The sequence below is a fragment of the Crocosphaera sp. Alani8 genome, assembly GCF_038442745.1.
Classification (GTDB): Bacteria; Cyanobacteriota; Cyanobacteriia; order Cyanobacteriales; family Microcystaceae; genus Crocosphaera.
The window spans coordinates 1-5,072 of record NZ_JARVCN010000236.1; the positions used below are offsets into that span (position 1 = coordinate 1).

Below are 5,072 nucleotides of genomic sequence, written 5' to 3' on the forward strand. Positions count from 1 at the left end.
GTCAACTGAAGAAGGTAAGTCCAAAAGCGAATGAGTTTGCGATAAGAAAAAATCCAAGTAAATTTATCAAAGAACCGATTAAAAAGTTCAAGTTGATGGAAATTAGGTTCAAGAGGAGAAAAGAAAGAAAAAGAATAACGAAGAACAGAGTTAGCCCAACGAAGAAGAGGATCAAGGTTAAAGAAACGGCATTGAGTTCTTTGAGGAGGAGGAGAGGCAAAAGCTAATTCAGTTTGCTGAACTTGAAGACGGCAGTGATGACAATCAGATAAAAAGTTTTGAAAAATATCATTAGAAAACAACTGTTTTTTCAATAAATTAGCCATAGCATGAGTCACATCATAAGTATAAATAACCTGAGAATGATGGCTTTGAAAAAGCTGAATCCCTTTTTTAAGATTACTAGCATGGTCAGAAATAATTTGAAGAGGAGTACCAACTTTTTGACTAACAGACTCCAGAATAGAATGAATCCAATCGCTAGTAGCTTTAATGGTAACTTCAAGAGCGAGAATTTGACCATCAGTATGCTTTAAAGCTCTCTTTTTGGGAAGAATTTGTGTCAGCCAAAAAGTATGAGGAATGCCATAGATAACTAAAGCTTTAGAATTACCCAGTTCAAGGGTTAAGTCAACTAGATAAATCCAATCATCCCGTCTTTCTTTGGGTCGTTGTAACTCATAAAGACCAATTCTTTCGACCCAAGACTTAATACTACTATAATGGGGAGAATCAAGAGAAAACTTAGGAGAAAGAAGCTCCATTGTTTTAGCAACACCCCGATAACTGTGTCCAACAGTGATGATCTGCTGAACAGAAAGAGAGATAGTAGAAACAGAGTAATGATGATGAGCAATCCGATCAGAAAAGTCTTCATCATCTTGATTATCTAACTCAGAGTCAGAATCAGAAAAAGATAAATTAGCTAATTGTTGTTCTAAATCTTTAACTCGTTGTTCAGCCTGTTTAGCCCTAGTTTTCCAGTTATCACGACTTTTTTTCAAAGAACGAGTAAGCTGGACATATTCCCGAACTTTCTGTTGTTTTTGGAGAGCTTTTTCTTTCCAATTGTCGCGACATTGCTTCTGATAGCGGAGTTGGCGGGAAATGGGCATGGGAGAAGAGTTAGAGTCGTTCATAATCAAAAGAAACTAACAACAGGAAAGTTGTGTATAGTATAGCAGAAGAAGAGGACCGAAAATCAACATAAGAACAACGAAATTGTATAAAATATAAATGTATAAAACCTGGAAAAACAAACCAATTAAGGAAGATAAGGAATTAAACCTTTAGCATAGGCAGCTTCTTGTATAGGACGAGGCATGGTGCGAGCATCAACCATGAGTCCATCAACAGAAATCATCCAGGCCATAGGATTGCGATCGATAAGACTAGGTAAAGTCCAATTGGGATCAAATTGAAACATATCTAATAAATCTCTGGTTTGTTTGGACTTAGATTGTCCGGTACTAGAACTAACTCCAAAAGCGTTGTATAAATTCCCAGCACTGACATGAGGAGATTGAGAGGAATCATAAAGGAAATTGACCATACCGATAGCATGAGTGATACCACAAGCCCAAGATTTAGCCTGGCCACGGGAAAGAGGAGAAGGACGTTTGCGAGCTAAGGCAGCAGTAGCAGCACGAATGAGTTGTGCATATTCGTCATTAAGATATTGGGAAGCAAACTCATTGGTGAGGGTAATAATTTGATCATATTTAGCTTGCATAGCCTTGGGGACGGACTCAGATTTTTGAGGAATAGTAGAAGTAGAAGAAGAGACATCAGAATCGTCATGGTCAGAGTCGGATATTTGTTGAGCATTAAAATGTTCTTGAAAAGCTTGAAGTCCTTCTTCGCTAGTCATATCAAAGCCAAGTTCATGACCTTGGAGAAGAAGATTTTTGAGAAAACCACCACTATGAGGATCATTCATCAGGCTCGGAAAAGTCGATTCAATAGAAGCCAAATATTTAATAATAGAATCAGCTTTTTTCAACTTATATTGGCGTTTTAAAAACTGCCAAAAACAGAGAAGTTCAGGAATAGCATCATCAGCTTGAGAAGGATCTAATAAAGTAATTTTACGAGGAAAAAGACTTTCCATGATTTCTTGAACATGAGGAAAAGCCATCATGGAGAGAGTATATTCTTCATAAAGATAAGCCAATTCAAGAAAACTTCCAATCCAACTGCCAAGGGTTTCATTGGTTTCTAAATAGGCTTGTCCTTCAGGGGAATGAGCAAAAGTTTCAATGGCTCCCTCAATATAAGTTTCTAAGAGAGGTTCAGCTTGATCATAAGTAAGAGAATCGAGTTGAGTTAGATGAAAAGTCATCATTTAGTATTAATGTATTATAATAGAGAAAATCTGATTTTAACAAAGAACAGGGAGTTAAGTCATAGAAATAAAGTGAGAAATAGGCTGGTCATGTTTAGCATTATGACGTACAGAAAGCTGATGAAATTGATGATGTTGTTCGAGGTCAACAGAGCGATATCTAAGGTATTCTTGAAGAAATTTACCAGCAACTTGAAAACCAGAAGAACGAATTAAATCAGCAACCATAGGATTAGAAAGATACCACTTTTCCTGATAAGTACGGTTGGGATCATTATTATAAGTCTTAATAGCATTAATAGCACGGTCAACAGTGTCCGCTCTAGGATCTAGATCGAGATCAATAACAGGTTGAGAACGAGGTGTTTTTTTCAATGTATTCTCAGACTTTTCACTCTGATGATGAGTCTTTGAATGAGTTCGATTATCAGTAGTGTGATTAGGGTCAAGAAGGGTTTTAAATTGTTCTATGATAGCTTCAAGTTCAGCGACTTTATCCTGTGCCTCATCTCGTTGAGATTCAGTATTTCGTAGTTTTTGCTCAAGTTGTTCAATATTAGTATTAAGGGATTCGATCTGTAGGCGAAGTTGTTCATTCTCTGATGATAAATCAGGATAAGAAGGAGTTGAACTCCGCTCACTAGCTAATCTTAATTGTTCAGATAGGAAATCAACCTGTTGAGATTTATCCTCAATTAAAGTATCCTTTTGGGCAAGCAAAGCATCTTTACCCTCAATAATAGCTTGATACTTTTCCTGATTACTCTCCACGGCTAAATCATACTGTTGTTTCAACATGGTCATCATGAGTTCGGGGTTTGGAGTTCGGAGTTCGGAGTTAATATGCTCTATCATCTTTATTTCTGGTTCGGGTTCACTCTTGTCATTCGGTTCATCAGTGTGAATAACGGTGGTTTTGGATTGTATGTTGTCCTCGATATCTTTTTCATTATCCTTATCGATATCTTTGTCGAAAAAAGCCGACAGAACAGAGACATCACGGAGAGACAATTTAATACCATCTTGGTCGGGGAGGCGGTCGCTAATGAGATAGTCGTCATAATGAGGGCGTGAGGTATAGGAGCGAACCTTACCATTAGCATTGATAGAGAAATGTCCTTGAATTTCAGCCTTGAAGCAGTGAGTTGGGACAGTAGAGGGTTTATAGAAGTAAGAGGCAATCTCAGCATAAACAGCACGAAAAAGATGAGTGTAAAGCTTTTGACCAGAATCATTATCAGCTTCTCGTCCAGGGATTAAGTCTTTGTAGTGACGACGAACCGCTTTAGGAACATCCTCATAGCGTCGGTTAATAGCCTGTTTAAGTTGACGTTCTGAAGAGGCTTTGTTCATGAGGTCATCGATATTCCAAATATCACGGAGTCGGGCGATCGCTTTCAAAACTAAGGAGGCTTCAATTAGTGTAGGGATTTCTAACGGTGGCATCAAGCTACTTTTCTTGACCGGTTCAGAAAACCATAGAGAATAAGGGGTACACTCTTCAAACTGGGAAATAAGAATCTCACTAATCCTACGACCAATGAGAACCGCTAAGCCGGCCGCCACTTCATTGGGGTCATTGCTTTCAATCAGAGAAGCTGCCTTATCAACTAGAGCGATCGCGTTTGCTCCAGAAAAGAACTTAGTTTGCCGTTCATCGGTTTTCTGTAATTGTTCAATATTTAATTGAGTATAAGTAGATGAAGATAAAAGGACGTAAGGATGAGCAATAGCAGGATGTTGAGGGTGATATTGCTTAAGAACATGGGCAACTTGAGAACGGACATTCTTTTGTTGTGAAGGGGAATTGAGTTGGCGATCGCATAAAGTCTTCTCTAGTAAAAGAGCAAATACATTCGCTTTATCTTCCCAGTTGAGAGTATCAGGGGTTAAATGAGCAACTAAGGGAATATTCTTCTCTAAAAACTCATTTAACCATTTAGTTTTCACACCATCAAAGTTAGCCATAATTGTAGTTTTCTATATCCTTATCTTTAGTATAGCAGATATGGCGAAGAAAAAGTTAAGTAAAAGATAAAGAGAGATGAGAAAAAGTGGAAAATGGCATAAAATAGAAACAGCCCCCCAGAAAGTAATCAGGGGACAGCAAAAACAATCATATTAGGAGTATAACTCATGAGCCAAACACCCATAACAGTTGATTACCCAATAGCAGAAATTTTGAAGGAGATTAACAATAAATTAGACAAAATGGACGAAAAATTTGAATCTAAGCTAGATGATATGGACAAAAAATTTGAATCTAAATTTGAGAAAGTAGAGGGAAAATTAGACAAAATAGAAGAAAGATTGACTAATGTAGAGATAGGACAAGCAAAATTTACAGAGAAAATAGAAGGGATTGATAGTAGACTAAAAAAAGTCGAGGGAACACAAACAAGCCAAGTATGGGCATTAATAGTATTAGTAGCAGGAGCAATTATTACAACAGGATTTAAAACATTCTTTGGAGGTAATCCCTAAAGCTAACAGAGTATGGAAAGATGAGAGGATTCTGCAATCTAGCTTTCTAGCTTTGCTGTCTCCTTTATTTCTTTCCTCCTCTCAAATGTGCAATACTTTTATTAAACCCGTAACGCTACGAGAATAAGCGATCGCCTAATTTAAGATCAAAGCTATAACCTTTATACAGAGATAGTTACAGACAATAATGACAGGGCAAACGCATCTAAAATATGAGCAAAATTAGGGTATAATAAGGTCAGAA

Annotated in this window: 4 protein-coding genes; 1 reads left to right on the forward strand and 3 read right to left on the reverse strand. The window is 37.3% G+C overall.

The features are described from left to right. The 3 genes from P9B04_RS14035 to P9B04_RS14045 all read right to left on the reverse strand — a co-directional run. On the reverse strand, window positions 1-1,139 hold a 1,139-nt coding region (locus P9B04_RS14035; protein ID WP_342055612.1), incomplete at its 3' end, for a hypothetical protein. Between the two features lie 125 nt (window positions 1,140-1,264). After that, window positions 1,265-2,341 carry a DUF6398 domain-containing protein gene (locus P9B04_RS14040; protein WP_342055615.1) on the reverse strand — a complete coding sequence of 359 codons (1,077 nt, stop codon included), beginning with the start codon at window positions 2,339-2,341 and terminating at the stop codon, window positions 1,265-1,267. A gap of 57 nt (window positions 2,342-2,398) precedes the next feature. Next, window positions 2,399-4,312, reverse strand: a complete 1,914-nt coding sequence (locus P9B04_RS14045; RefSeq protein WP_342055613.1) for a protelomerase family protein — start codon at window positions 4,310-4,312, stop codon at window positions 2,399-2,401. 168 nt (window positions 4,313-4,480) lie between these two features. Between P9B04_RS14045 and P9B04_RS14050 the strand changes: the two genes are divergently transcribed. Beyond that, window positions 4,481-4,828, forward strand: coding sequence for a hypothetical protein (locus P9B04_RS14050; protein WP_342055614.1), 348 nt, complete (start codon window positions 4,481-4,483; stop codon window positions 4,826-4,828). Window positions 4,829-5,072 lie beyond the last annotated feature (244 nt).